The sequence below is a fragment of the Janthinobacterium sp. SUN211 genome, assembly GCF_030587315.1.
Classification (GTDB): domain Bacteria; phylum Pseudomonadota; class Gammaproteobacteria; order Burkholderiales; family Burkholderiaceae_D; genus Janthinobacterium; species Janthinobacterium kumbetense.
On the sequence record NZ_JAPWIC010000004.1, the window covers coordinates 385,659 to 410,898 of the forward strand.

Below are 25,240 nucleotides of genomic sequence, written 5' to 3' on the forward strand. Positions count from 1 at the left end.
AGGTGTGGCGCAGCGCGTGAGTAAGCTGGCCCTGCAGCCATTATCTGTTTTTTGATTCTCATTCCAATGCCTATGTACTTCAGCGCACGACCGTTGCCGGCAAGATCAGTACGAGGTCGGTAAGGGTTGGAACAAGGTATAACATTGTGGCCTTCCCGCATGCCCGCCGTCGGCGTGTAGTCACGGGCCTCCCTGCCCCTGTCAAGCTGCAAGGACGCTCCTCTGCATGGCTCAGGAGCGAGGTGCTACGCTGGATGCGAGCGTGTATCAAGGCCAGCAGACCTGCAGACACGGTATGCACAATAATCGACAATTCATCAAGCACCAGGCCAATCGGCAACAAAGGGGCCAGAGCCGAATGAAGCCGGGAGATACCGGGATACCTGCGGCAGAGAGACGTTCACCTCCGCCGCTGCGCCACCCTGGCATCCCTCATGGCCTCGATCAAATCATCTTCATCAATGCCCAATCCAAGGCAGCCAAAGATGATGTCGGCGCAGTAGTCGTACAGCAAATCAATCACTTCGGCGCTGCGCTCCTTCTGGATTTCCTCCAGCATGACCTGCATGTCGCTTCTCGCGCCTTCGTCGGCCACGACGCGGCTCAGCGCCGGGAATACAAGGCCGTGCAACCGCTCCAGCGCTTGCGTGCCAACCTGGCCTACGCAGCGCTCTACCTTTCTATCATCCATGGCAACTGGAAGCAGGCAATGCCGCCTGACGGGCTTCGGTGGACGCATGTGGGCCGCGTCGAACTCTGTACGCGGGTCCAGCCCATCATGCAGCATCTGGCGTGCGACTGCGCGGCGGCATCGAGCAAGCGTTGGCGATACCTCCGGGTAGTGGCCGAATGTCAGGGCATTTTCCTTGCCGTCCTTCTGGCGAAATTTCATGCGCCAGACCTTTGTTCCAGTCGGCATGACTTCAACATACAGCCCGTAGCCGTCGAATAACCTGAATGGCTTGTCCCCAGGCGCCGCCTGTATCAGCTGCTGCTCTGTCAGAGGTTCAATTCGTCTTGGCATGGCTGCCTCCTTAGCGACGCGGCGCTGGCCACACCAGTTCAAGTGATCCATGATGGCCTGGCTGCGGCGTATCACCGCGTTCCACGGCTTCCAGGTAGTCGGCCCACTCCTGCATCATCTTGCGGCGCTCCGCCAGGAACTGGGCGCGGTCGTAGGCGCTGGCCACCTTGTCCTTGGGCGCGTGCGCCAGCTGGCGGTCCACCACCTCATGGCGGTAGCCCAGGCGCTCCTTGATGGTGCTCATGGCCAGCGCCCGGAAGCCGTGGCCCGTCATGCGGCCCTTGTAGCCCATGCGGGCCAGTGCCACCAGCAGCGTGTTGTTGCTCAGCGGCTTGTCGTGGTCGCGCTGGTTGGGAAACAGGTACGTGCCGCGGCCCGTGATGGTGTGGAGCTGGCGCAGCAAGGCCAGCGCCTGGCGCGAAAGGCAGACGTGGTGATTGGTCGTATCGGGGTTGACGGTCAGCTTGCCGCGCTTCATGCGCGGCCAGGGAATGATCCACTCGCCCTTCTCCAGATCGACTTCGCTCCATGGCGTCTCTATCAGTTCGCTGGTGCGCACGAAGACCAGCAGCATCAGGCGCAGCGCGATCCGCGTCGGCTCGAACATGCGCGCCTCGTTGCGCGCCAGCGCATCCAGGAAGGCGGGCAATTCATCGGCGTCGATGGCGGCATAGTGCGAGGCGCGCTTGGTCTTCAGGACGTCCTTCATGTCCACCACCAGGTTGCGGTCGGCCAGGCCGCACTGGATGGCGTAGCTGAATATCTGCGAGCAGACGGCTTTCAGGCGATGCGCAATCTCGGTCGCGCCGCGCTCCTCGATCTTGCGCAGCGTGGCAATCAGTTCGCGGTGCCGGATTTCCGTGATCGGCCGGTCGCCGATGCGTGGAAAAATATCGGCTTCAAGACGCTGCAGCATGTTCTTGGCTGTGCGTTCGCTCCAGGTCGGCACCTTGTTTGCGTACCACTCTCTGGCGATTTTCTCGAAGGTATTGGATGCTTTTTCGGCGGCGAGCCGCCTGGCGTCGTCGCGGTGCTTACCGGGGTCGATCCCCTGCAACTGCAAGCGGCGCGCCTCCGTGCGCTTTTCACGCGCCACCATGATCGAAATTTCCGGATAAGGTCCGAAGGTCAGCGTATTTTCCTTGCCGTTCGATTGACGGAACTTCATACGCCAGATCCGCGAACCGCTGGGCATCACTTCAACGTACAGGCCGCCGCCATCGAACAGCTTGTAGGACTTTTGCCTGGGCTTGGCATTTTTGACCTGGAACTCGGTCAGGGGAGGAATGATCTTGGCCATGGCTGGTCTCCTCAGCATATGCGTCAGAAATCACTTTAGACCGACGAATGAGGGCTTGGTTGCCAGACTTGGGGTAAGCTGATCTGTATCTAGCTCCGATTTTTACTGGCTGCAGCTGGACAGTACTGGACGCCAGAATACAAAAAAACCGCTTTAGCACGGGCTAAAACGGTTTTTTGTGGACGTTCTTGGACTTCCTTGAACTGGCCAATTTGTATCTGTGGCGGAGAGAGGGGGATTCGAACCCCCGATAGGCTATGAACCTATACACGCTTTCCAGGCGTGCGACTTCAACCACTCATCCACCTCTCCTGCAGGCAATGCGTCTACTTGCTCGCATTGCGTACTATTTCTCGCTTGTCGCGAAGCCGCAGATTATAGCAAAGATTCTACGGACTGCCAAAGTTATTTACCGTGGGGTAAAAGTTAAAGCGCACAGCGACAAGCAGCAGCCCAACAGAAGCCGTGGTCGGCCCCCGCAGGGACCGACCTTTCATTACGACGCTTCCTTCAACTGCTCCAGAATGGCCGGGTTTTCCAGGGTCGAGACGTCTTGCGTGATCGTCTCGCCCTTGGCCAGCACGCGCAACAGGCGGCGCATGATTTTGCCGGAGCGGGTTTTCGGCAGGTTGTCGCCGAAACGGATTTCCTTCGGCTTCGCGATCGGGCCGATTTCCTTGCCGACCCAGTTGCGCAGCTCCAGGGCCAGCTTCTTCGCTTCCTCGCCCGTCGGACGCGCTTGCTTGAGCACGACGAAGGCGCAGATCGATTCGCCGGTCGTGTCGTCCGGACGGCCCACCACGGCCGCCTCGGCCACCAGCGGGTTGGCCACCAGGGCCGATTCGATTTCCATCGTGCCCATGCGGTGGCCAGACACGTTCAGCACGTCATCGATGCGGCCCGTGATGGTGAAGTAGCCCGTATCCTTGTTGCGGATGGCGCCGTCGCCTGCCAGGTACATCTTGCCGCCCAGCTCTTCCGGGAAATAGCTGGACTTGAAACGCTCGGGATTGTTCCAGATCGTGCGGATCATCGATGGCCATGGGCGCTTCACCACCAGGATGCCGCCCTGGCCGTTCGGCACGTCCTGGCCCGCTTCGTCGACGATGGCGGCCATGATGCCCGGCAATGGCAGGGTGCAGGAACCGGGGACCATCGGCGTGGCGCCTGGCAACGGGGTGATCATGTGGCCACCCGTTTCCGTTTGCCAGAAGGTATCGACGATCGGGCATTTCTCGCCGCCGATATGCTTGTAGTACCACATCCACGCTTCCGGATTGATCGGCTCGCCGACCGTGCCCAGCAAACGCAGGCTGGTCAGGTCGTAGTTGCCTGGATGGACTTTCGGGTCCACGTCGGCCGCCTTGATCAGCGAACGGATGGCCGTTGGCGCCGTGTAGAAGATGCTGACGTTGTGTTTCTTGATGGTTTCCCAGAAACGGCCCGCGTTCGGGTAGGTCGGGATGCCTTCGAACACCACTTGCGTGGCACCCACGGCCATCGGGCCATACGCGATGTAGCTGTGGCCCGTCACCCAGCCGATGTCGGCCGTGCACCAGAAGACGTCGTCAGGCTTGATGTCGAAACTCCACTTCATCGTCAGCGCGGCCCACAGCAGGTAGCCGCCGCTCGAATGCTGCACGCCCTTCGGCGTGCCCGTCGAACCGGACGTATACAAGATGAACAATGGATGCTCGGCATCGACCCATTCCGGCTCGCATTGCGCGCTCTGGCCTGCGACCAGGTCGTGCAGCCACGTGTCGCGGCCAGCCACCATCGGCAAGTCGCTGCCCGTGCGTTTATACACGATGACGTTTTTCACGGTATCGCAGCCACCCAGCGCCAGCGCTTCGTCGACGATGGATTTCAATGGCAGTTTCTTGCCGCCGCGCAATTGCTCGTCGCCCGTGATGACGGCCACGGCGCCCGCGTCGATGATGCGTTCCTGCAGGGATTTTGCGGAAAAGCCGCCGAACACGACGGAGTGGGTGGCACCGATGCGCGCGCAGGCTTGCATGGCGGCAACGCCTTCGACGGACATCGACATATAGATGATGACGCGGTCGCCCTTGACGATACCCTTGGATTTCAGGCCGTTGGCGAACTTGCAGACTTTTTCGTGCAGTTCTTTATAGGTAGCCTTGGTAACGGTGCCGTCGTCCGCTTCGAAGATGATGGCCGTCTTGTCGCCCAGGCCGTTTTCGATGTTGCGGTCCAGGCAGTTGTACGACACGTTCAGCTGGCCGTCTTCGAACCATTTGTAGAACGGGGCATTGTCTTCGTTCAGGGTGCGGGTGAACGGCTTTTTCCAGCTCAGGTTTTCGCGCGCCAGCCTGGCCCAGAAGCCTTCGTAATCGGTTTCCGCCTCTTTCACCATGGCCTGGTACGCGGCCATGCCGGAAATGGTGGCTTGTGCGGCAAAGGCCGCCGATGGTTCAAATACGCGCGACTCTTCTGGTCCTTGCTGCTGCGTGCCCTGTCCTTGGTTTTCTGTAGCGGCCATGCTTGTCTCCAGTGTAGTAATTGTTTGCTAACACGATAAGCGCCATGTCTTACGGACGCCTTACATTGCGCATTTTCTGCAGCGTTTTCCTCCGTCAAGGCTAACCATAAGCGCCTTCGGCGATGGGCGTCAAGGGGACGCCGTACAGTATTTTCACTGGGAAAATGCCTGGCGCGCCGAAGCTTCAATACCACTTTGTATTTCATCAAACCCAATAATACAGAGCAAGGCCATGCGCAGTAATCGACAGCAAGTGTAAAATGTCGGGCATGCCAAAAATTGGTATTTACTCCCCCAGGAACCCCTACATGATCGACCACCTACCACCGTCTGCCAAACATACCAAGCTGCATCCATTGTCCGCCTTCATCTTCATGTCGCGCTGGCTGCAGTTGCCGCTGTACCTGGGCCTGATCCTCGCACAATGCGTGTATGTTTTCCATTTCTGGGTGGAATTATCCGACCTGATCGGCGCCGTGTTCGGCAATGATGCAGCCCTGCAGCACGTACTGACGGCCGTCGCCGTGCCCGGCAGCGCCCTGCCGACCAAGCTGAACGAAGCGACCATCATGCTGGTGGTATTAGGCCTGATCGACGTGGTCATGATTTCGAACCTGTTGATCATGGTCATTATTGGCGGCTACGAAACCTTCGTTTCGCGCATGCACCTCGATGACCACCCAGACCAGCCGGAATGGTTGTCGCATGTAAATGCTTCCGTGCTGAAGACGAAATTGGCGATGGCCATCATCGGCATCTCGTCCATCCACCTGCTGAAGACTTTCATCAATGCCAACTCCTACAAGATGGAAGTGATCATCGCGCAGACGGTGATCCACATGGTCTTCATTATTTCCGCCATGGCGATCGCGTACACCGACCGCATCATGACGGTGACACAGAACCAGGCACGACCGCATTAAGGAGCATCCATAAAAAAGTCCAGGGCGTTGTTGCCTTGCCTCGCCGTACATTCGTACTGCCTTCGGCAAGGCGCCTAGCCCTGAACATTTTTCTGGCGCTCCCGTACTAATTAGCAAGCAGCACCAGGCATCAAGTAACTAGCATCAAAGTCTTACCCTTCTTATCTACCGCGAGAACACCATGACTGTCATAAAGCAAGAAGACCTGATCGAATCCGTCGCCGCAGCGTTGCAGTACATTAGCTACTACCACCCTGCTGATTACATCGAACACCTGGCGCGCGCCTATGCGGCCGAGCAAAGCCCGGCGGCAAAAGATGCGATCGCGCAAATCCTGACCAATTCGCGCATGTGCGCGGAAGGCAAGCGTCCTATTTGCCAGGACACGGGTATCGTCAACGTCTTCCTGAAAATCGGCATGGGTGTGCGCTTCGAAGGTTTCAGCGGCACGGTTACCGACGCCGTCAACGAAGGCGTGCGCCGCGCGTACAACTTCGACGACAACAAGCTGCGCGCCTCCATCGTGGCCGACCCGCATTTCGACCGCAAGAACACCAAGGACAACACGCCAGCCGTCGTGCACATGGAATTAGTTGAAGGCAATACCGTCGACGTGAAAGTGGCTGCCAAGGGCGGCGGTTCGGAAAACAAGTCGAAGATGATCATGATGAATCCATCCGACTCGCTGGTGGACTGGGTCATGAAGACCGTGCCGACCATGGGCGCCGGCTGGTGCCCGCCTGGCATGCTGGGCATCGGCATCGGCGGCACGGCCGAAAAAGCCATGCTGATGGCAAAAGAAGTGTTGATGGAAGACATCGACATGTTTGAGCTGAAACAACGCGGCCCGCAAAATAAACTGGAAGAATTGCGTATCGAGCTGTGCGACAAAATCAACTCGCTGGGCATCGGCGCGCAAGGCCTGGGCGGCCTGACGACCGTGCTCGATGTCAAGATCATGATGCACCCGACGCACGCCGCGTCGAAGCCTGTCGCCATGATCCCGAACTGCGCCGCCACGCGCCACGGCCACTTCGTGCTGGACGGCTCGGGCCCTGCCTACATGGAACCGCCATCGCTGTCGTCGTGGCCGGAAGTGCACTGGACGCCGGACACGGAAAAATCCAAGCGCGTCGACCTGAACACCCTGACGAAGGAAGAAGTCGCTTCGTGGACGCCGGGCCAGACCTTGCTGTTGAACGGCAAGATGCTGACGGGCCGCGACGCCGCGCACAAGCGCATCCAGGACATGCTGGCCAAGGGCGAAGAGTTGCCGGTCGACTTCAAGAACCGCGTGATTTACTACGTCGGCCCCGTCGATCCGGTGCGCGACGAAGTGGTCGGCCCGGCCGGCCCGACGACCGCCACGCGCATGGACAAGTTCACCGACATGATGCTGGAAAAGACGGGCTTGATCGCCATGATCGGCAAGGCCGAACGCGGTCCGGTCGCCATCGAATCGATCCAGAAACACCAGTCGGCCTACCTGATGGCCGTGGGCGGTTCCGCCTACCTGGTGTCGAAAGCCATCAAGGGCGCGAAAGTGCTGGGCTTTGCCGACATGGGCATGGAAGCGATCTACGAATTCGACGTCGTCGACATGCCGGTGACGGTGGCCGTGGACTCGAAAGGCACCTCCGTGCACAACACGGGCCCGAAAGAGTGGCAGGCAAAGATCGAGCAACTCAATAGCGTCAGCAAGATTCCCGTGACGGTCGCTTAAACAAGCACTACCATTAACGCCGCGCGGCAACACAGCGCGGCGTTTTTTTATCTTCTTCGGCTTTATATGACTTCTATTGCAAGCAATGCCCGCCCGGACGCCCCCATCGGCATTTTTGACTCCGGCGTGGGCGGCCTGTCGGTACTGCGCCATATCCGCGCGCAGCTGCCGCAGGAAGACCTGATTTACTTTGCCGATTCCGGCTATGCCCCGTATGGCGACAAGACGGAACAGCAAGTGATCGACCGTTCGCTGGCGATCACCGCCTTTTTATTGCAGCAAGGCGCGAAGGCGCTGGTCGTGGCCTGCAACACGGCCACCATCGCCGCCATCAAGGCGCTGCGCGCACGCTACCCCGACCTGCCCATCGTGGGCGTCGAACCGGGCTTGAAACCGGCGGCAGGCATCAGCCGCAACGGCAAGATCGCCGTGCTGGCCACGGAACGCGCCTTGCGCGGCGACAAACTGCTGGCCTTGCGCGAGCAGGTGAGCGCCGCCACGGGCGCCACGTTCATCTTGCAGCCCTGCATCGGCCTGGCCGACCGCATCGAGCAATGCGAGCTGGGCACCGATCCGCTGGACGCCACCAGCGCCATGCTGGAACGCTACATCGCCCCCATGCTGGAACAAGGCGTCGACACCTTGGTGCTGGGCTGCACGCACTACCTGTTCGTGCAGGACGCCATCGAACGCACGGTGCGCGCCCACACGCAGGAACAGATCACCCTGGTGGACACGGGCGACGCCGTGGCGCGCCAGCTGGCCCGCCTGCTCGATGCGGCAAGCTTGCGCCGCATCAACAACGACGCGCCACGACTGCAAGGCTACACGACGGCCAAGGTCGAGTCCCTGGCGAAAGCCTTCGCCGGTTTGCTGGACTTGCACCCGCCCGTCGAACACCTGTCCGTGTGAGCTGGGTGAGCAAAAACGACCGTTTTCATGCAATCTTTCGATTCTTTAAAAAAGACTGCATTTAGATTTGCCACTTTGCCGAGTTCTTTGTATAATTCGGCACCTGTTCAGCAAAACAGCTAAACAGGTAAGTAAGACAGTGGTGGCTGTAGCTCAGTTGGTAGAGTCCAGGATTGTGATTCCTGTTGTCGTGGGTTCGAGCCCCATCAGCCACCCCACAGAATGAGTAGGAAAATAAAAGGGTTACACGCTTCGGCTGTAACCCTTTTTTTCATTTTCCAACGTTTTTTCAAACTTTCCAACGAATACCGTCTCCTCCGGGACATCGAGCCCGATATATTGACTGCGAAATTACTCAGGCAGAGGAAGCCGCCTACTTCGCCAGCACTGTCGGCAGCTCGGCCCAATTGAGGGTGTATCGGGGCGTCCGATTTTCCGACAACATTGCCCAGCACCTGACCCAGCCTGCAGATCCAAGGTGTACGGTATCGCGTCCGAACCGCTCATTTAACGCATCAAGGGCAGCCATCGACCGCACTGATTGAGCCCTGTCCCCGCCAGCATCAAACAAGATGCCCTGGCGCTGGGTATCCGGCTGCAGATCATCAGCATGATCCCGGCCTTCTTGTCCTTGAAGCCCTCGCGGAAAATCATGGCCAGACCGTGCAGTGCGGCGCCGGCCAGCAAGCACAACAGCAAGGCGCCATATAGCCAGCCAGGCACCTTGCGCACGAGCTTGACCAGCGCACTCACGTAAGTATCCGCTGCGCCACCGCGAACAGATCCAAGCGCTCGGCCAGACCGTTCGTGCCGCCGTTGATGCGCCGCGAGACCTTAATCTGCCTGCACAAAATTTTAGCCACGAAAGACGATTTGGACTTGGTGATTGTATAAGGGCAATTGTCGGAATCAAGCTATTGAGAATTTGGGAGGTCACGCATTAGTTGCTGTGTTGTATCATGCTTAAAAAACACTTAAGGATTCAGCATGAAAAAGTTGCTTGGCGTTGGCTTTGTAATGGTTTGTCTTGCTATTGGCGGCTACTGGGGTTCCATTAAATATCGAGAGTCACAGCTCTTGGCTGCTATAGCACCGCTGGTAAAGAATGGGTCGATCAGAGTCAACGATTCGATATTGGTCGAAGTTGATCCCGGGAATATTACTTTTGGCGAGGCGATTAAAAAGCTGGACGAGAACACGTCGGAGATAGACAAAAAGATTATTGAGTTGCAGAGCTTGGACGCTTCCATCGCTCCAGGAAAGCAAACTTCAGCTGTTGAGTATCTCCGGGTCGGACAAGTCCTGACCCGAAGTTTAGCTGGATTGAGTAAAAAGAGTTTGACTATGAATTCTACGCAGAAACGCTCGGATGAGGAGATGAAGGCAGTACGTGCCGCATCTGGATACGCGATCGAGTATGCCGTTAAGTCGGCACTGCGGGCGAATGAGGCTGCCACTAAAGCCGCAATAGATTACTTTGAACAGTTGCCAGAGATGTGCGAGTCAGCTAAAAAATTCAAGGACCAGCGGCAGAAACTTCTGAACGATGGAATGTCAGAAAATGTTATTAATCCGGAGAATCTTGATAAGCTCGCTAATAAATGTAACAAGGACAAAGAGCAGGATAATGCTGAAACAAAGCCTTCAATCGTGAGAACTAAGTAGAAACGCACATTTGACATTGTGCTGTAACTGAGCTGCACCCAACCGCCTTCGGGCGGTCTTTTTTATTTATAGGTGCTCTCAAGGCGCACGCATCAACCGCAAGGCGCCGCGCTACTTGTGGGTGTTTTGTGCAGACGTCTGCATATCGTCGCCTCCAGGGTATCAGCATGCAACGACTCCATTTCAAGAGACCTCGATGCCAACGATTCAATTACAAGGGCTTTCCCAGTTGATGGCCAGGTTGGACGATGCGGGTAAACGGGCATCTGAGCTGGAATATATTTTGGCCGACAAGAAGGGAAGCAGGAGCGAGAAATACAAAGCAGATTCCGGTTTTCGAACCGGGCTTTTTCTATTCCGGCGCCGCTTTTCTATCTTCACCGATACCGGCCCCGGTATCGCTTCCTGCAAAAAATTCATTAGTGCAAATTTGACCATCGCCCTACTCTGGGGTGCGGCCTGGACCGCCCCATAAAAACAGTACGGAGACAACGATGAAGCAAATCCTGGCAGCACTCTGCCTGATGTTCTGCGCCCATGCACAGGCGATCACCCTGACGGGCGTGCCCAATGCGCACGACCCCGGTACTCTGACAAAAGACGGCGACACGTATTTCAATTTCACCACGGGCGACGGCATCTGGTATTCCACCTCGACGGACCTGCTGAAATGGTCGGCCGGCCCTGCGCCCGTGTTCAGCACGCCGCCGGCCTGGATCGCCAATAAAATCCCCAACTTCAGCGGCTCGTACTGGGCGCCGGACATGATCCACATGAATGGCTACTATTATCTGTATTACTCGGTGTCCACCTTCGGTACCTCCGTGTCGGCCATCGGCGTGGCCCGCTCGGCTTCGCTGAAAAATCCCAGCTGGACGGACCTGGGCATCGTCGTGCAATCGTATGGGGGCGAAGGAGAAATCAATGCCATTGACCCGGCCCTGTTCCGCGACTACGACGGCAAGGTCTACATGTCCTACGGCTCGTTTTTCGGCGGCATCGGCGTGACGGAAATCAACCAGGCGACAGGCAAGACGAGCGGCAACGTCACCACCATCCTCGGTGGCGGCGGCAAGGATATCGAAGCGCCCTACATCACGCGCGACGGCGAGTATTACTATCTGTTCGTCAACCGCGGCAAATGCTGCCAGGGCGCCGCCAGCACATACTATGTGGAAGTGCAACGCGCCAGCAGCGTGACGGGGCCGTACAGCGGCACGCGCACGGTGCTGCCCAACCTCGACGGCAAGTACAAGGGACCGGGCCATATCGGCGTGCTCAAGCAGGATGGCTGCAACTACACCTCGGTCCACTATTACGACGTCAACAACAATGGCGCGGCCAAGCTCGACATATTAAAGATGACATACAGCGATGGCTGGCCCAGCCTGACGCGCAATTTTACGGTCGCCAGCTGCGGCGGCATCTCGGACGGCCCCACGGTGCTGCGCTCGCGCCTGAGCGGCAAAGCGCTGGCCGTGGCCGGCGCCGGCACGGCGAATGGCGCGCTGGTGCAGCAGCAAACCTATACAGGAGGGAAACACCAGCAATGGTATGTGGTGGGGCATGGCGACGGGTACTATAGCCTGATCAATGCGAACAGCCTGCTGGGCCTGGACGACTACAACAACTCGACCACGGCCGGCACGAATATCGCCCAATGGAGCTACTGGGGCGGACTGGGCCAGCAATGGCGCTTCGCCAGCCCCGCGTCCGGCTACCAGACGATCAGCAACCGCTACAGCAACCTGACGCTGGACGTCCTGAACCTGAGCACGTTGGAAAACGCGCAAATCATCCAGTGGAACCTGACCAATGCGAATAATCAGCAGTGGTCGCTGAGCCGGCCCTAACAGACGAACGGTATCCCGGCGGCATGCCACTGCCGGGGCGTCCTCTCAGCGGGCGGGGAGCAGGCCCAGCAAAAACTCGCGCGCCCGCGCTGAACTTGGCGAGCGCGACGAAGGATGCTGGATGCGGTAGCAATCCCTGTGGTCCAGCGGGAACTGCCACAATTGCGCATTCGGTATGCCATCCTCGACGTAATCGCAACCCAGCGCCCTGCCCTGCGCATCGCGGGCCAGCGGAAAGAAATCGCGCCGGTGCCCGGCGGTGGCGCTGCCATTGGCAAAGATGATGATCTCGGGCTGGAAGAAATCGATTTGTACATCCAGCAGCAGTTTGGAGTACTTCTTGATGACCTCAAAATGCCGACATTTGACGGGACTACCTTTATTCCACGCCATGCACAGCAGATTGGCATAGATCAAGCCATCGCTGCCGGAACGCCGGGCCACCGCGCGCGTGAAATTATGAAAGGCACGGCCCTTGATATCCGCGCGTGACAATTGCTGCGCAAAATAATCCTGATGCACGGCCATCGACCGCTCGACATAGTACTCCAGCGAACTAAAACGCTCCCCTACCGGCAACACATTCCATTGCCGCGTTTCGCAGCCCACGATCATGATGCGCTGCCGGGCGCCAAGCCAGTTGGGCGGCACGCTGGGGAGAAAGAGACCCGAGAGCTTTTCCGCATCGGCATGCGGCGCATGGCGGTCCAGCAAGGCCGTATCAAAATCGGCCAGTACGCCCAGATAGCGGCTGGCCAGGTCGGTGCTTGCAGCTTGCTGCGGGGAATGCATGGTCATTGCGTGCCTGTGTCCGGATGCCCGGGGATGGGCCGCAAACCATAGCACACATTTCAGCCCGCCAGCACCGACTGCACCGTCGTCGCCAGGTCGTCCAGGCGTACGGGTTTCACGAGAAAGTGGCGGAAGCCCACCGCCAGCGCGTCGTCCATGTACATGGGCAGGCTGTGGCCGGTGACGGCGATCAGCACGGCGTTGGCCGTTTCGGGGTTGTGGTGCAGGCGGCGGCCGATTTCGATGCCGCTGATGCCGGGCATTTCGATGTCGAGATAGACGGCGTCGGGCACGCACAGCTTGACTTGCTCGACGGCCATCTGCCAGTTGCGCACCACCACCGCGTGGTGGCCCAGCGCTTCGAGCAGCATGGCCAGCGATTCGCCCACTTCCTGGTTGTCGTCGACCACCAGCAGATTCAATTTGCGCGCAGCACTTGCCGGCTGGTCGCCCTGGCGGCGTTCCACGGGGGGATTGCCTGGTGTCGTTTCAGTTGTCTGGCTCATTGTACGTTCACGTCTGACGGCTGCAAAAACGGGAGTATACAAGAAGCGCGCACAATGCCGCCGCACCCGAGCACTGGTGCCAAGCGGCAATCAAGACCGCCCGCTGTACCGCGCCAGCAACACTTCCCCGTCCTGCGGGCAGGCATACCGCCACTACGCAATATTCGCAATTGACGGATAAAATGAGAATCATTATCATTCTTATCCCCTTGCGCCGGATGCCCCACGCCACGATGTTGTCGCGCCGCCTTGCCGAACGCGCAAACATTGTCATTACGGAGATCCATGCATGGCTGCCACACCTTTCACCCTGCCCTTTTCGCTGCGCCCGTGCGCGCTGGCCATTTCCCTCGCCTGCCTGGGCACGTCGCTTGCCGCGCAGGCACAGGACGCCAATACGGCCAGTACCGCCAATGACGCCGGTCCCATCCTGGAATCCATCCAGGTCAGCAGCAACCTGCTGGGCACCAGCATGGCTGCCAGCACGAAGAATTTCGCGGGCGCGCGCACGGTGGTGCAAAAGGATGACATCGAAAACTCGGGCGCAACCAGCCTCAGCGACGTGATGCGCCGCATTCCCGGCGTGCAGATCAGCGACAACTCGGGCAGCGCCGGCAGCGCCATTTCCCTGAATATCGGCGTGCGTGGCCTGGCCGGACGCTATTCGCCGCGCAGCACGGTCTTGCTCGATGGCATCCCCATGTCGGTCGCGCCGTATGGCCAGCCGCAACTGTCGTTCGCGCCCGTCAGCCTGGCCAATGTCGAGACGGTCGACGTGGTGCGCGGCGGCGGCGCCGTGCGCTTCGGCCCGCAAAACGTGGGCGGCATCATCAACTTCAAGACGCGCCGCGTGCCCACCACGCCAGGCATCACGGGCGACGCCACCGTGCGCTACAACTCGTACAGCGAAGTGGGCCACAACACGCAGGCCAGCGTGTTTGCCGGCACCCAGCTCGACAGCGGCCTGGGCCTGGCGGTGCTGTATTCCGGCATCCGCGGCAGCGACTGGCGCGTGGGCAGCGATGAGAAGGTCAACGACTTCGCCCTCAAATTCCGCTACGACCTGAGCCCGACGGCCGAGGTGTACGGCAAGCTGTCCTACTATGACGTGACGTCGCGCACGCCGGGCGGCCTGACTGCCGCGCAATACAAGCAGGACCCGTTCCAGAACACGCGCCCCACCGACTTCTGGAGCGGCGAGCGCAAGGCCTTCGACATCGGCTACCTGAATGCCATTTCCGGCACGCAAGAATTCGAGGTGCGCGCCTATTACAACAAGAGCTCGCGCGAAAGCACGCTGATCAGCGCCAATCTGAAAGGCCTGGGGCATCAGCCGCGCAACTATGAAACGACGGCCATCGAACCGCGCTACACGCAGCGCTTCACGACCGGCAAGGTGTCGCAGGACGTCACCGTCGGCTACCGCTACCTGGTCGAACGGGCCGATGAAAGCATCTACAACGTCGTCATCGCCAGCGGCGTGCAGCAGGCGCCGACGCGCTTCGCCGACAACTCCACCGATGCGCAAGCCGTGTATATCGACGACAAGATCGCCATTGACGCCTGGCGCATCACGCCGGGCGTACGCTACGAGCACATCAAGACGGTGCGCTTCAACCACTTGCCGACCGACCAAAAGATCGAGTTGCTCAACAACAAAGCCCTGCCGTCACTGAACGTGGCCTACTTGCTCAACAACAACGTCACCCTGTTCGGCAACTACAACAGCTCGTTTGGCGCCGTGCAAAATACGCAGCTCAATACACAGTCGAGCAAGAACCCGCTGCAGCCGGAACTGGCGAAAACCGCCGAGCTGGGCGCGCGCTGGAAGAGCGGCCAGCTGTCGGCCGAGGCGACCTTGTTCAACATCAAGTTCGACAACCAGATCCAGTCCGTCGGCAGCGGCGAGAACGTCGTCTTCTACAACGTGGGCGCCACGCATCACCGGGGCCTGGAATCGGCCGTCGACTACCACTTCGACCAATCCGGCCCGCTGGCCGGCTTGAACGCCTACGCCACCTACACCTACACCAAGGCCACCTTGCAGGATGGCGCGAACGCGGGCAATGACGTGCCCTTCTATTCGCGCACTACGGACACCGTCGGCGCCCACTACCAGCTGGGCGCCTGGGGCTTCGACCTGTCGAGCAGCCACCAGAGCCGCCAGTTCGCCGACGAGGCCAACACCGTGGCGGAAAATCCGGCCGGCAGCGTGGGCGTCATTCCCGGCTTCCGTACGTGGAACACGCAAGTGAAATGGAAAGTACCGGGCCAGAACGGCCTGGAACTGGTCGCCGGCGTCAACAACCTCGCCGACAAGCGCTATTTCACGCGCACCTCGGACGGTAACCTGGGCAAGCTGGTGGGCGCGCCGCGCATGGTTTACCTGCAAGGACGGCTGGCGTTCTAGTCCCGCGCACGTCCCGGCTATGGCATCAATAGCCGGGCGCACACGCGGGCGGCACGCAAAAAAACCTGCATCGTTGTTGTTTTGATGCAGGTTTTTTTTCGCCCCGATGTCACAAAAATACTCCGGGGCAAGCAGCCTCAGGGCCGCGCTCACCCTGCGGCAGCACTGCAATTGGTTCATCATGGAAATTAATGCAATTTTAAACACGAATGATTTCACAATTACAAATATTTTTATCGCGCAGCAGTTTTTTTCGTGAGTTTTAGTGATATTCTTTAAATGTCATTTAGGAAATGAAATTAACTTTTAAATAATAGAACGGACCCACATGAAAATGCCTGCTACCCTCTTCAAGATCGCCGCGCTGGCCTCCCTGATCACTGCCGGCGGCGCCAACGCCGCGACCGAACTGGTCGTCAACGGCAGCTTCGAAAGCAACGCCATCACCACCCCGTTCGCACAATTGAGCGCCGTGACGGGCTGGACCTCGTCCGTCAGCGGCAATACGGCCTTTGAAATCCAGAAGGGCGCCACGCAAGGCGGCCAAAGCGGCTTCAACCCCGTCGCTGCCGCCGGCACGCAATACCTGGAACTCAACGCCGAGCGCCTGACGTCCGTGTCGCAATCGCTCGCCACCACGGCCGGCGGCACGTATGCGCTGTCGTTTGCCTACTCGGGCCGCCCGAATACGCCAGGCGGCGCAAGCAGCCTGATGAACGTCTACTGGGGTTCGACCCTGCTGACGCCAACGGCCCTGGTCGGCAACACCACCGGCGTGTGGCAAACCTACAGCCAGAACGTCACCGCGCTCGGTTCGTCCACCTTGCTGCGCTTCGAATCGATCGGCCCGGCCTCTGCGCCAACCTATGGCTCCTACCTGGACAACGTGTCGGTGACGACGGCCGTGCCGGAACCGGAAAGCTACGCCATGATGCTGCTGGGGCTGGGCTTGCTGGGTTTCATGGCACGCCGCAAGACTGCCGCCTGAGTCTGAAGTCGTCGTGCAACAGCCGCTCCGCCACCAGGCCGGGCGGCTTTTTTTATGGCCCAAACGGAAGCATAATTCCCAGGAAATGTTGCCAAAAAGAATTAAATTGACGCTACAATAGCGGGGTATCAAGCAATGCCAAGCATCGCTCCGCCAGGGCCACTACCCCGCCCTGATCATCAGCACGCATTTTTTGAACAGGATGACTGGCGCTGCCGGGCCCGATCGCGCTCCCGGCACGGCCACCACACGCACTATGTCTGCAGAAAAAACCATTACCGAAACGAGTTCCTATGGCAAGGAAACGCCCGTGGGACGTCCCGACATCGATGGCCGCGCCGGCATTTTCGTGCCCACGGCGGAATTTGACATCGACAACACCACCACCATCCGCAAGGGCGCGGGCATTGTCGGCTTCGGCAACCTCGATGGCACCCTGACCGTGTATTTCGAAGCGAACCGCTTCGACGAAAGCAATCTGCACAAGTGGGAACACAAGGCGCGCAAGGCGTATGACCGCATGGTCATGGGCGCGCCCACGGTGTCGAAGGCGAAAATCGATGCGCGCATGCTGGAACAGGTCGGCATCATCGATGGCATGGGCATCAATCTCAAGCATCCGGAACGCCTGACGCACTGGCTGGCGATCTCGAACGTGCCGGACACGGCGCCGGAAGAGCCTGTAGTGCGCTGGAAAAACCGCTAAGTAATCCTCAGGGAATTATTGTGAAGTTATGACGAACAGAACCGGATGCCATGCAAGGCGCCCGCTGCGACGCAGTGCGAGCACTGCTAGCAGTGGGCAACACCGCAGAGCGCCGGTTATAGAAGTCAGAAATCGGAATAATTTATTGGGGGGTTACTCAGGCAGTCGGAGAGCGAGGCGGGGCGCCAGGCACGAGGTGTTGTCCTACATCGTGGCGGACATTCATCCGATGCCCAAAGGCATCGAGTCATCCTATGATGAAAGCCTGACCACACCTCACACCACTCAGGAGTACGACATGTCCCGCCTCATCCCGATCAGCTTTGGCGCCTTGCAAATAGGTCTGGCAGCGGCGGCGATGTACATCCTGTGCTCGGCGGACGTGCTGCACCAGAGTTCCGTGTATTTCCACTGATTCAGGTTCTAGGTTCCGCCAATAGCAATGCGCGCCGTGCTTCGCATGTCACGAAGCACGGCGCGCACTGGCCTGCCATATGCTGCCGGCGACTAGCGGCGGCCGTAGTAGCGTCCGTGCCCGCCCCAGCCGCCGCGGTGTCCACCGTAGCGCCCAAAGCCAAACATGAAGTCCAGCCCGATCGATACGGGCGGATTGTAATAATACGGTTGCGGCGCGTACACGGGCGCCGGCACATACACGGGCTGCTGCACGTACACCGGTTGCTGCTGCACATACACGGGTTCATTCGTGTATTCCACGCGCGATGACTGCACCGGTTCGGACGAGACCGTATGCCATTCATAGGGATTGTAAGCCCCCTGTGGCGCGCGCGAACCGTAATACGCGGGACCGGGTGGCGCCACGACGCAGCCCCCAAGGGCGGCCAGCGAAATTACTGCCAACAGGGTTTTCATTGCAATTCTCCTCGGGTACCAATACTGGTGTACTACCTTAATTAAGTACTATAAGAAATTACGCCGCGCTTTGCTGTGCTTTTACCGATTGTTACACCCCGACGCACGCCGCAACATGAAGTGTCGCAAAGCCGCCACAAACGGCCCGCGCGGCATGTTTCCTCAAATAAACGGTATCGCGCAGGTATCGATGGCCTTGCCGGCCGCATCGTAGCGCTGCACGCACACCTGGTAGCGCACGCCGTAATCGAGCTCAACCTGCTCGACCTTTCCATACTTCAATTTCCAGCTGGGCTGCACCTGTTGCCGGCCAGCCAGCGCGGCCACATCCTGCGGAATCGCCATCGCCGTCTGCGTCTCTCCCTGGCGCGCATCCTGGCGCCGCGCCACGTCGATAGCCACGCTCACGGCCAGGTCGACGCCGCCGTCCGCATACTGCAAAGCGGGCGCGCCGCGCTGCGCCCGCATCACGCCCCAGGCGCACGGCTTGCCGCCCGCCTCGCATTGCTTCAGCTGCGCCAGCGGAAAATACTCAGGGGCAATCTTGCCATCCTTGATGGGCCAGCTGGTGCGCACGCCGTCACGCTTGCCCGTCAGGGGATTGTCCCAGCTCAGGCTATTGACGACGGCCACGGTCTGCCCCGCCTGCAAGCCCACGGGCGTGCCCAGCGAGGCGCAGGCGGAAAGCAGCATGCCGGTGGCGGCGAGAAGGGAAAGTGTCAGGATGCGCTGCATGGTAGGCCTCTTGTGGTGGGAGATCCCGAAGGTATGTTTCGAGGGTAACAGAATCGGCGGCGACAGTGCCGTTGGCTGGCGCACATAACACTACGGGCGGCACCCTTGCAGGCGCCGCCCGTAGCGGAGAGCTCATGCCGGGAGCCAGGCTCCCGGCAATAGGTGGATCAGTCCAGCTTCCAGGCGTAGTCGACCTTGGTCCAGGTCTGCGCTGCGGCGCCATCCTTGGTGCCCGGCTTGAACTTGCACGCGGACAGGGCCTTGATGGCGGCCTTGTCCAGGTTCTTGAAGCCGCTGCTCTTCTCAACTTTCGAATCGGCAACGCTACCATCGGCATTGACCAGGAAGGACATCGTCACGGTGCCCTGCTCTTCGTTCATCAACGAAGCTTTCGGATAGTCGGCCTTGCAATTCTTGGCATCGAACGACGCCGGTACCTCGGCAGCGAAGGCTGCGGAAGAAACGGACACCAGTAAGGCTGCTGCAACACTCATCAAACGCTTATTCTCAAACATGTGCTTCCCCATGATTATCAGATACGGTAATTACAACTTCCTGTGCGCTGTTGGCCGCGCTTAAAACTCTTCCCACTCGTCATTGCTGCCAGCGCTTGCCGCCTTGCGCGGCGCCGGAGCAGCCACGGGAGCTGCCGCTTCCGCCTTGCGTGCCAGCGATTTCACCGGGCGTAATGCGGGCGCCGGCTTGCGCGCGGCAACCGGCGCAGCCACAGCCGCCACGGGGGCCGGTACATACGCTGCCGGTTTCTCTTCGCCTTCGACCAGTTTGAAGATGCTGACCACGTGGGCCAGTTCGGCCGCCTGGTCTTGCAAGCTTTGCGCCGCGGCGGCTGCCTGCTCCACCAGGGCCGCATTTTGCTGCGTCATGCCATCCATCTCGATGATCGACAGGTTGACCTGTTCGATGCCGGCGCTTTGTTCCTGGCTGGCACTGGCGATCTCGCTCATGATGTCGGTGACGCGACGCACGCTGTCGACCACTTCGCCCATCGTCACACCGGCCTGGCCCACCAGACGCGTACCGCGTTCCGTCTTCTCGGCCGAATCGTCGATGAGGATCTTGATTTCTTTCGCGGCGCCAGCGGAACGCTGGGCCAGGTTGCGCACTTCCGACGCCACCACGGCAAAGCCGCGGCCTTGTTCGCCGGCGCGTGCCGCTTCCACGGCCGCGTTCAGGGCCAGGATGTTGGTCTGGAAGGCGATACCATCGATCACGCCGATGATGTCGACAATTTTCTTCGCCGATTCATTGATCGAGCTCATGGTGTCAACCACTTGCGACACCACGGAGCCGCCCTTCAGGGCCACGTCCGACGCCGTGGCAGCCAGCTTGTTGGCTTCCCGCGCATTGTCCGCATTCTGTTTCACGGTCGAGGTCAGCTCTTCCATGGCCGACGCCGTTTTTTCCAGCGCGCTGGCCTGCATTTCCGTGCGCGACGACAGGTCGATATTGCCGTCGGCAATTTCACGCGACGCCGTGCCGATAGTTTCCGTACCGACACGTACCTGGCCGACGATGCCCACCAGGCTGTTGCGCATTTCCTTCATTTCCGCCAGCAGGCTGGAATTGTCCGATGGCTGCGTGTGGATGCCGATCGACAGGTCGCCATTGGCGATGCTGCCGGCGATCGATGCCGTGTAGTCAGGCTCGCCGCCCAGCTGTTTCAGCAAGCCGCGGGTGATCACCAGTGCCGCCGCCACGCCCATCGCCACGGCCAGTACGCCGAGGATGATCATGAACAGGCGCGCGCTGTCGAAGGCCTTGCGGGCGTCCGATTGCATCTGCTCATTGAGCTTGTCTTCCAGCACGGCCAGTTGCTCCAGCGCTTCCATCCATTTTTTCTGTACCGGGCGGATTTCCTTGATCATCACGCGCGTGGCGCCTTCCGCATCGTTGGCCATCCACAGCGCGGACGCCTTGGCGATGGCCGGCATGGCGGCGGCTTCGTATTCCTTGATCGAGGTCAGCAGGGCTTTTTCTTCAGAAGTCGACTCGACGGCGAATTTCTCTTCGAGCTTCTTCTGCGTTTCCTGATAGGTGCTGGTCTGCGTCTTGATACGCGCCATTTCCGGCTCCATATCGCCCGCGTCGGTCATCAGGGTCAGGATGCGCAGCGAGGTGATGCGGTCGCTGACGTTGCCACGCATGTCGATCACCAGGCGGGTGACGACGTTGTTGACATTGATCACGTGATCGAGACGTTCCTGGATTTGCGCCATGCGCGCGATGCCGAGAACGGTCACGGCCACCAGCAGAACCAGTACCAGGGCGAAACCCAGGCCCAGGCGGGTACCAACCTTCATTTTTGCTAAATTCATTTCGGCTCTTCGTAAATGAAACTATTGATAAGGATTTTTGCCCGGCATGACAAGACGAAGGCTGCGCAACACCGGCATCCGCCCTTACCCATTGGTATGCTGGCGGTATCCGGCCGCACGCAGCCTGGGGTACTTCCTGGTCTACAACAGCCCTGAAAACCACCAGTGACTGCGAATGCAAATTTGTTCCACGGACTGAATTTTTGACACCGATGATGTGAGATCAACATCAAACATTCATATGAGAAATATTTGTCTATAATCAATTATAGGTGTAAATTTTGCCTCAAAGCAAGCAATAAGTACCTGAATAAATGGCTGATTAACTTTCTTCGGGGAAATGGCAACAACGCCGTTTCTTGCCCCATAGAAATGCCCCACGACAGTGCGGCCGTGCGCCGAAACAGCGCATTTACAACACATGGCATAGCCATATGACATCGTTTCGGAAGTGGTATTCAGAGGAGGGGGTGGTGCGGACAATACCAGTGCACCGGGGTACCGGTATAGACAAGTTTGCTCAGCGGTCCCAGCTGCAATGCATCACATAGGCATGACGCTCTGTGCCAAAGACAAAGACGCTCCAGATGGCGCCCAATTGAGCGGCCAGGCTGCGCTGGCCAGACGATACCAGTTGATACCAGCGGGGCGCACTGCCCAGCAGTTCGGCCAGTTCGTTCTCGAAACCATCGAACAGGCGCGCGTCGAGCGGCTGGCGGTCGGCCTCGCTCGCCGGGTGCAAGCGCTCGAGCAGCCACTGGCGCGGCGTGCACAGGACGCCGCTGCACACCACGCTCTCGATCGGCTGCAGGCGCATGCCGTCCGGCGCGATCTCCAGCGCGCGGCACAGCGCGTCGAACGCCGCCTGCGGTGCGATGGGACCCAGACAGGAGCATGCGAAAAGGCTGCCATCGTCCTTCAGCGCGCTGACGGCTTGCAGGTAGCCGTCAATCTGGCGCGCAAGGCCTTGGCAATCGCCGCTCATCAGGCAGGCAACGACAGGCGCGCCGCCGCTTCCAGCAGCAAACGCGGGTCGCCCGAGGCCAGCTTCTTCGAATCGGACAAGGTCTGGCGGAAGCCGCGCGCGCCGGGCAGGTTTTGCATCAGGCCCAGCATGTGGCGCGTGACGCTGCTCAGTTTCAAGCGCCCCGCTTCTTTCTCCAGCTGCGCACTAATATAAGGAATCATCGCTTCGAGCACCTGTTCGCGCGTCTTGACGGGGGCGTCGTCGCCATAATAGCGCTGGTCGAACTGCGCCATCACGTACGGATTGTGATACGCCTCGCGGCCCAGCATCACGCCGTCGAGGTGCTGCAGGTGCAGGTCGATTTCCTCGAGCGTCTTGATGCCGCCGTTGATAATGAACTCGAATTGCGGAAAATCACGCTTCAAACGGTAGGCATAGTCATACTTGAGGGGCGGCACTTCACGGTTTTCCTTCGGACTCAGCCCTTTCAAGATGGCGTTACGCGCATGCACGATAAACGTCTTGCAGCCGGCGTCGGCCACGGTGCCGACGAAGTCGCGCACGAAGTCGTACGATTCGCTGTCGTCGATGCCGATGCGGTGCTTCACCGTGACGTCGATATCGACCACGTCGCGCATGGCTTTCACGCAGTCGGCCACCAGTTGCGGCTCGGCCATCAGGCAGGCGCCGAACGCGCCCTTTTGCACGCGCTCGGACGGGCAGCCGCAGTTCAGGTTGACTTCGTCATAGCCCCACTGCTGGCCCAGCTTGGCGCTGGTGGCCAGATCCGTCGGATCGCTGCCGCCCAGCTGCAGCGCCACCGGATGCTCTTCCTCGTTGAAGCGCAGATGGCGCTCCACGTCGCCGTACACGAGCGCGCCCGTCGTCACCATCTCGGTATAGAGCCAGGTGTGGCGCGTGATTTCTCGGTGGAACTTGCGGCAATGGCGGTCGGTCCAGTCCATCATCGGGGCAACGGACAGGCGGCGGGAAGGCAAAGAAGAGGAAGTCATGGTGTCTACAAAAAACAGGAGCTGCAAATGACAAACCCGCTGCGCGCCTCACCAGTGACGGTGACGCGGCGCAGCGGGCCGGAGCGGCATGGCCCGCAGGCCATGCTCTACAACAGATTACGAATCACGCGACGCTTTTTTACGCTCGTGCTCTTTCAGGAAGCGCTTGCGCAGACGGATCGATTTAGGCGTGATTTCCACCAGTTCGTCGTCCTCGATGAATTCGACTGCGTATTCCAGCGACATCTGAATAGGTGGTACCAGGCGCACCGCTTCGTCGGTACCCGACGAACGCACGTTGGTCAGCTGCTTGCCCTTGATCGGGTTGACGACCAGGTCGTTGTCGCGCGAGTGGATACCGATGACCATGCCTTCGTAGACCGGGTCATTGTGCGACACGAACATGCGGCCGCGGTCCTGCAGTTTCCAGATAGCGTAAGCAACAGCGGCGCCGTCGTCTTGCGAGATCAGCACGCCGTTACGACGGCCAGCCATTTCGCCACGGGTGTTGTCGACTGGTGCGTATTCATGGAATACGTGGCTCATCAGGCCGGTGCCGCGGGTCAGGGTCATGAATTCGCCCTGGAAGCCGATCAGGCCACGCGCCGGGATCAGGTACTCGAGACGCACGCGGCCCTTGCCATCCGATTCCATGTTTTGCAGGTCGCCACGACGACGGCCCAGCTCTTCCATGACGCCGCCCTGGTTGGCTTCTTCAACGTCGACCGACAGGTTTTCAAACGGCTCGTGGCGCACGCCATCGACCATTTTGAAGACCACGCGTGGACGCGAAACGGCCAGCTCGAAGCCTTCGCGACGCATGTTTTCGATCAGAATCGTCAGGTGCAGCTCGCCGCGGCCCGATACTTCGAAGATCGTGTCGTCGTCGGTTGGTGCCACGCGCAGAGCAACGTTGGCTTTCAATTCTTTTTCCAGACGGTCACGCAGTTGACGCGAGGTAACGAACTTGCCTTCACGGCCAGCCAGTGGCGAGTTGTTGACCATGAAGTTCATGGTCAGGGTCGGCTCGTCGACGGTCAGCATAGGCAGCGCTTCTGGGGTGTCCACTGCGCACAGGGTCGAACCGATGCCGATTTCGTCGATACCGTTGATCAGGCAGATGTCGCCGGCGACGGCTTCGTCCACCAGCACGCGCTCCAGGCCCTTGAAGTTCAGCACCTGGTTGATGCGGCCCTTGATCGGGGTCGCGCCTGGGCCATTGATGACCAGCACGTCCTGGCCGACCTTGACGGTACCGCGGTTGACGCGGCCAATGCCGATCTTGCCGACGTACGACGAGTAGTCCAGCGAGGTGATCTGCATTTGCAGCGGGCCTTCCGGATTGTCGTCACGTACTGGAACGTGTTCCAGGATGGCGTCGAACATCGGCTTCATGTCGCCGCCGCGCACGTCTTCGGTCAGGCCGGCATAGCCGTTCAAGCCCGAAGCGTAAACGATAGGGAAGTCCAGTTGTTCGTCGGTAGCGCCCAGCTTGTCGAACAGTTCGAACGTCTGGTTAATGGCCCAGTCCGGACGTGCGCCTGGACGGTCGATCTTGTTGACGATAACGATAGGCTTCAGACCCAGTGCCAGCGCCTTGCGCGTGACGAAACGGGTTTGCGGCATCGGGCCTTCTTGTGCATCGATCAGCAGCAGAACCGAGTCCACCATCGACAGAACACGTTCCACTTCGCCGCCGAAGTCGGCGTGGCCTGGGGTGTCGACGATGTTGATGTGGGTGCCTTCGTACTCAACGGCGCAGTTCTTCGACAGAATCGTAATGCCGCGCTCCTTTTCCAGGTCGTTCGAGTCCATGACTCGGGTGTCGACCGCTTGGTTTTCACGGAAGGTGCCGGACTGGCGCAGCAGCTGATCCACCAGCGTGGTTTTGCCGTGGTCAACGTGGGCGATAATGGCGATATTACGAATTGCGCGTTTTGTATTTGACATGGTCGTAGTAGTTACTGAAAAACTGCGGAGTGCGTACAAGATGTACGAGATACCCGAATGC

Annotated in this window: 23 protein-coding genes and 2 tRNA genes; 10 read left to right on the top strand and 15 right to left on the bottom strand. The window is 59.5% G+C overall.

Annotated features, from left to right (window positions below; translation table 11 throughout):
• Window positions 1-400: 400 nt before the first annotated feature.
• The 4 genes from O3301_RS16580 to acs all read right to left on the bottom strand — a co-directional run bounded on the left by O3301_RS16580 (window position 401) and on the right by acs (window position 4,827).
• A complete protein-coding gene (locus O3301_RS16580) occupies window positions 401-1,024 on the bottom strand; it encodes an Arm DNA-binding domain-containing protein (protein WP_305056914.1) in 624 nt (207 codons plus the stop codon).
• Between the two features lie 10 nt (window positions 1,025-1,034).
• Window positions 1,035-2,324: an integrase arm-type DNA-binding domain-containing protein gene (locus tag O3301_RS16585; protein WP_305056915.1), complete on the bottom strand. Its 1,290-nt coding sequence runs from the start codon at window positions 2,322-2,324 to the stop codon at window positions 1,035-1,037.
• A 221-nt stretch (window positions 2,325-2,545) separates the two neighbouring features.
• Window positions 2,546-2,636: transfer RNA gene (locus tag O3301_RS16590), tRNA-Ser, on the bottom strand.
• 184 nt (window positions 2,637-2,820) lie between these two features.
• Window positions 2,821-4,827 carry an acetate--CoA ligase gene (acs, locus tag O3301_RS16595; RefSeq protein WP_305056916.1) on the bottom strand — a complete coding sequence of 669 codons (2,007 nt, stop codon included), beginning with the start codon at window positions 4,825-4,827 and terminating at the stop codon, window positions 2,821-2,823.
• A gap of 308 nt (window positions 4,828-5,135) precedes the next feature.
• Between acs and O3301_RS16600 the strand changes: the two genes are divergently transcribed.
• The 4 genes from O3301_RS16600 (at window position 5,136) to O3301_RS16615 (ending at window position 8,603) form a co-directional block, all read left to right on the top strand.
• Entirely contained in the window at window positions 5,136-5,750 is a 615-nt protein-coding gene (locus O3301_RS16600) for a YqhA family protein (RefSeq protein WP_077400355.1), read from the top strand.
• A gap of 181 nt (window positions 5,751-5,931) precedes the next feature.
• Window positions 5,932-7,473, top strand: a complete 1,542-nt coding sequence (locus O3301_RS16605) for a fumarate hydratase (protein ID WP_166449574.1) — start codon at window positions 5,932-5,934, stop codon at window positions 7,471-7,473.
• A 66-nt stretch (window positions 7,474-7,539) separates the two neighbouring features.
• Window positions 7,540-8,385, top strand: coding sequence for a glutamate racemase (gene murI / locus O3301_RS16610; RefSeq protein WP_099665279.1), 846 nt, complete (start codon window positions 7,540-7,542; stop codon window positions 8,383-8,385).
• Window positions 8,386-8,527: 142 nt separating this feature from the next.
• Window positions 8,528-8,603, top strand: a tRNA-His gene (locus O3301_RS16615).
• A 155-nt stretch (window positions 8,604-8,758) separates the two neighbouring features.
• Here the strand turns inward: O3301_RS16615 and O3301_RS16620 are convergent.
• Together O3301_RS16620 and O3301_RS16625 are read right to left on the bottom strand one after the other, a co-directional pair.
• The gene (locus O3301_RS16620) at window positions 8,759-8,914 is read right to left on the bottom strand and encodes a DUF4113 domain-containing protein (RefSeq protein ID WP_289918121.1); all 156 of its coding nucleotides are present in this window, start codon (window positions 8,912-8,914) and stop codon (window positions 8,759-8,761) included.
• On the bottom strand, window positions 8,893-9,138 hold the full coding sequence (locus O3301_RS16625; protein ID WP_289918118.1) for a hypothetical protein: 246 nt from the start codon (window positions 9,136-9,138) through the stop codon (window positions 8,893-8,895). The genes O3301_RS16620 and O3301_RS16625 overlap by 22 nt, the downstream gene beginning before the upstream one ends.
• Before the next feature lie 234 nt (window positions 9,139-9,372).
• On the opposite strand from O3301_RS16625, the gene O3301_RS16630 reads away from it, so the two are divergent.
• The 3 genes from O3301_RS16630 (at window position 9,373) to O3301_RS16640 (ending at window position 11,903) form a co-directional block, all read left to right on the top strand.
• The gene (locus O3301_RS16630; RefSeq protein ID WP_305056917.1) at window positions 9,373-10,050 is read left to right on the top strand and encodes a hypothetical protein; all 678 of its coding nucleotides are present in this window, start codon (window positions 9,373-9,375) and stop codon (window positions 10,048-10,050) included.
• 196 nt (window positions 10,051-10,246) lie between these two features.
• Window positions 10,247-10,525 (top strand): hypothetical protein, encoded by a 279-nt coding sequence (locus O3301_RS16635; protein ID WP_305056918.1) that lies wholly within the window; start codon window positions 10,247-10,249, stop codon window positions 10,523-10,525.
• Between the two features lie 19 nt (window positions 10,526-10,544).
• On the top strand, window positions 10,545-11,903 hold the full coding sequence (locus O3301_RS16640) for a family 43 glycosylhydrolase (protein ID WP_305056919.1): 1,359 nt from the start codon (window positions 10,545-10,547) through the stop codon (window positions 11,901-11,903).
• Window positions 11,904-11,948: 45 nt separating this feature from the next.
• Here the strand turns inward: O3301_RS16640 and O3301_RS16645 are convergent, their stop codons facing one another.
• Both O3301_RS16645 and O3301_RS16650 read right to left on the bottom strand, forming a co-directional pair.
• Window positions 11,949-12,701, bottom strand: a complete 753-nt coding sequence (locus O3301_RS16645; RefSeq protein WP_305056920.1) for a hypothetical protein — start codon at window positions 12,699-12,701, stop codon at window positions 11,949-11,951.
• Between the two features lie 53 nt (window positions 12,702-12,754).
• Entirely contained in the window at window positions 12,755-13,201 is a 447-nt protein-coding gene (locus O3301_RS16650; protein ID WP_161789566.1) for a response regulator, read from the bottom strand.
• A 289-nt stretch (window positions 13,202-13,490) separates the two neighbouring features.
• On the opposite strand from O3301_RS16650, the gene O3301_RS16655 reads away from it, so the two are divergent.
• The 3 genes from O3301_RS16655 (at window position 13,491) to O3301_RS16665 (ending at window position 17,305) form a co-directional block, all read left to right on the top strand.
• A complete protein-coding gene (locus O3301_RS16655; protein ID WP_305056921.1) occupies window positions 13,491-15,611 on the top strand; it encodes a TonB-dependent siderophore receptor in 2,121 nt (706 codons plus the stop codon).
• A gap of 328 nt (window positions 15,612-15,939) precedes the next feature.
• Complete coding sequence (locus O3301_RS16660; RefSeq protein WP_099665284.1) at window positions 15,940-16,599, top strand: PEP-CTERM sorting domain-containing protein; 660 nt, start codon at window positions 15,940-15,942, stop codon at window positions 16,597-16,599.
• A 256-nt stretch (window positions 16,600-16,855) separates the two neighbouring features.
• Window positions 16,856-17,305: a hypothetical protein gene (locus tag O3301_RS16665; RefSeq protein ID WP_035825219.1), complete on the top strand. Its 450-nt coding sequence runs from the start codon at window positions 16,856-16,858 to the stop codon at window positions 17,303-17,305.
• Window positions 17,306-17,812: 507 nt separating this feature from the next.
• Here the strand turns inward: O3301_RS16665 and O3301_RS16670 are convergent.
• The 7 genes from O3301_RS16670 to typA all read right to left on the bottom strand — a co-directional run bounded on the left by O3301_RS16670 (window position 17,813) and on the right by typA (window position 25,179).
• The gene (locus tag O3301_RS16670) at window positions 17,813-18,178 is read right to left on the bottom strand and encodes a hypothetical protein (protein ID WP_289906328.1); all 366 of its coding nucleotides are present in this window, start codon (window positions 18,176-18,178) and stop codon (window positions 17,813-17,815) included.
• A 162-nt stretch (window positions 18,179-18,340) separates the two neighbouring features.
• Entirely contained in the window at window positions 18,341-18,913 is a 573-nt protein-coding gene (locus O3301_RS16675; RefSeq protein WP_305056922.1) for a hypothetical protein, read from the bottom strand.
• 167 nt (window positions 18,914-19,080) lie between these two features.
• On the bottom strand, window positions 19,081-19,428 hold the full coding sequence (locus O3301_RS16680; protein ID WP_077408994.1) for an energy transducer TonB: 348 nt from the start codon (window positions 19,426-19,428) through the stop codon (window positions 19,081-19,083).
• 60 nt (window positions 19,429-19,488) lie between these two features.
• Window positions 19,489-21,249 carry a methyl-accepting chemotaxis protein gene (locus tag O3301_RS16685; protein ID WP_289918106.1) on the bottom strand — a complete coding sequence of 587 codons (1,761 nt, stop codon included), beginning with the start codon at window positions 21,247-21,249 and terminating at the stop codon, window positions 19,489-19,491.
• A 520-nt stretch (window positions 21,250-21,769) separates the two neighbouring features.
• Window positions 21,770-22,234 carry a hypothetical protein gene (locus O3301_RS16690; RefSeq protein ID WP_305056923.1) on the bottom strand — a complete coding sequence of 155 codons (465 nt, stop codon included), beginning with the start codon at window positions 22,232-22,234 and terminating at the stop codon, window positions 21,770-21,772.
• The gene (gene dusA / locus O3301_RS16695) at window positions 22,234-23,229 is read right to left on the bottom strand and encodes a tRNA dihydrouridine(20/20a) synthase DusA (protein ID WP_305056924.1); all 996 of its coding nucleotides are present in this window, start codon (window positions 23,227-23,229) and stop codon (window positions 22,234-22,236) included. Before dusA ends, O3301_RS16690 begins: the two co-directional genes overlap by 1 nt.
• Before the next feature lie 117 nt (window positions 23,230-23,346).
• Window positions 23,347-25,179 (bottom strand): translational GTPase TypA, encoded by a 1,833-nt coding sequence (gene typA, locus O3301_RS16700; protein WP_076569139.1) that lies wholly within the window; start codon window positions 25,177-25,179, stop codon window positions 23,347-23,349.
• Between the last annotated feature and the right edge of the window lie 61 nt (window positions 25,180-25,240).